This is a genomic window from Ruminococcus sp. Marseille-P328 (assembly GCF_964249465.1).
GTDB classification, from domain to species: domain Bacteria; phylum Bacillota; class Clostridia; order Lachnospirales; family Lachnospiraceae; genus Blautia_A; species Blautia_A faecis.
Window position 1 is genome coordinate 1 of the sequence record NZ_CAXUBQ010000056.1, and the last position, 2,283, is coordinate 2,283.

3 protein-coding genes are annotated in these 2,283 nt (G+C 46.1%); 1 reads left to right on the forward strand and 2 read right to left on the reverse strand.

Annotation, left to right across the window (positions count from 1 at the left end; translation table 11 throughout):
- Both ACESTK_RS20370 and ACESTK_RS20375 read right to left on the reverse strand, forming a co-directional pair.
- Positions 1-657, reverse strand: a 657-nt coding sequence (locus tag ACESTK_RS20370) for an aspartate carbamoyltransferase (RefSeq protein WP_373120623.1), incomplete at its 3' end; no start/stop codon positions are given.
- Positions 654-1,955, reverse strand: a complete 1,302-nt coding sequence (locus tag ACESTK_RS20375) for an adenylosuccinate synthase (protein WP_118584206.1) — start codon at positions 1,953-1,955, stop codon at positions 654-656. The genes ACESTK_RS20370 and ACESTK_RS20375, both read right to left, overlap by 4 nt.
- Positions 1,956-2,134: 179 nt before the next feature.
- Between ACESTK_RS20375 and ACESTK_RS20380 the strand changes: the two genes are divergently transcribed.
- Positions 2,135-2,283 (forward strand): LysR family transcriptional regulator (locus tag ACESTK_RS20380; protein WP_373120624.1); only part of this gene is annotated, 149 nt, incomplete at its 3' end.

The window sequence follows — 2,283 nt, forward strand, 5'->3', positions numbered from 1 at the left end:
GTCCAGTTTGGGAAGTGTTTCCTCCAGGCTGGTAACCTCTTTGTAAAAAGAATGGTTAGGCTTTAAGGTCTCTTCAATTACGTAATCCGGGATTTTAAGCTCTTCCGGGGAGATGAAGTAAAACTCATTTTCTGGATGACGTACCAGACTGTTTACAAGGGAGTGTACGGTTCTTCCAAATTTCAAGTCACCGCAAAAACCAACTGTCAGGTGATCCAGATGACCTTTTCTCTGGCGGATGGTCATAAGGTCGATTAATGTCTGGGTAGGATGATTATGTCCGCCATCCCCGGCATTGATTACCGGCACTGTGGCATACATGGAAGCGCGAAGGGGAGCGCCTTCCTTGGGATGCCGCATTGCAATGATATCTGCATAGCAGCTTACCACCCGGGCAGTATCGGCTACCGTTTCTCCTTTTGTGGCACTGGACTGTTCAGCACCTGCAAAGCCAAGGGATTTTCCGCCAAGGCTTAACATGGCAGATTCAAAGGAAAGACGGGTTCTGGTACTTGGTTCGTAAAAAAGAGTGGCAATCTTTTTCCCATCTGCCACATGGCTGTACACTTCTGGACTTTCTGCAATGCGGTCAGCCAGATCCAGAACTTTTGTAGTTTCTTCAAGGGTAAAATCAAGTGGATCGATCAAATGTCTCATAACCAGGCTCCTTTTGTTAAAAACTGATCCCGTCTGGCTCCGACGGAAATAAACTGGATTTCATGGTTCAGAAGCTGCTCCAGGATACGAATGTAAGCTTTTGCATTCTCCGGAAGCTCTTCATAGGTCCGGCAGCCCGAAATATCGCATTTCCATCCTGGAAGCATTTCTACTACAGAGGTATAACTATCCAGTTCATCCATAGGATCAAAATCGGTTACTATAACACCGTCACGTTTATAGCCTGTGATCACAGGAATCTCTTTCATGGAACTTAAGACATCCATTTTTGTCAACGCGATCTTATCTGCATTCTGGCATTTTAACCCATAGCGGCTGGCTACGGCATCAAAGGGACCTATCCTTCTGGGACGACCGGTGGCAGCACCATATTCACCGCCAGCTTTCCGCAACGCTTCTTCCCAGTCATCGGACATGGCATGTTCTGCCACAAAAGGACCTGCGCCAACACAGGTGGAATACGCTTTTAAAACGCCAATTACGTGATCCAGGGATTTTCCAGGGATTCCGGCACCAATGGGACCATAGGCAGAAATGGTAGAGGAACTTGAGGTATAGGGGAAAATACCGTAATCAATGTCCCTCATGGCTCCAAGCTGGGCTTCCAGTACCACCTTTTTGCCCTCTGACACTGCCTGTTCCAGATATTCCCCGGTGTCTGCAATATAGGGACCAAACAGTTCAGCCTGTTCCTCACACCAGGTAAGGAGTGCAGGGTAGGACATTGGCTCCTGATGATAACAGCCTGCAAGCTCCAGGTTCTTTGCCTCCAGCATGGTTTTTAATCTGGCTTTTACGGAATCCTCTTTTAAATGAAGGAGATCTCCCAGGCGAAGTGTTTTTTTACGGTACTTGTCACTGTATGCATAGGCGATTCCACGGCGGGTAGAGCCAAAGGCACTTCCTGTCTTTGCAAGTCTGTTTTCTTCTAACTCATCCTGCACCTTATGCCATGGCATGGAGACTGTAGCACGTTTTGAAAGTTTCAGATGATCCGGTGTTACCCGGATTCCTTTTTTCTCTATTTCATGGATCTCCTGGGAAAGATGTTCCAGGTCAACCACCATTCCGTCCCCGAGGACGCACACCACACCTGGATGTAAAATACCAGAGGGGAGAAGATTTAAAACGAATTTGCCCTGGGTGGTTACCACTGTGTGACCTGCATTGTTTCCGCCCTGGTAGCGGACAACCACATCTGCCTGCTCTGCAAGAAGATCGATCACACGTCCTTTTCCTTCATCGCCCCAGTTAATACCGGTTACTGCTGTAAGCATTTGTTCCTCCTTTGAAAACTGGTCGGGCTGCTGTTTTCCTATTACAATAAACCGCTTTTTGCCCTACAACAGCGTTCTTTTTTGTTCGAGTACATAATACGCTTGACGTAGTAATAAGTAAAAGATATAATTGATATGGCTGAAATAAATATATGACATGTCAAAAAAGAAAAAATATTATGGACGTTAATTTCGAGTATTATAAGATCTTTTATTATGTGGCAAAATACCACAACTTTACCAAGGCGGCCCAGGCGTTAAACAACAGCCAGCCTAATATTACCCGGGCCATGAATTGTCTGGAACAACAGCTGAATACCACTTTATT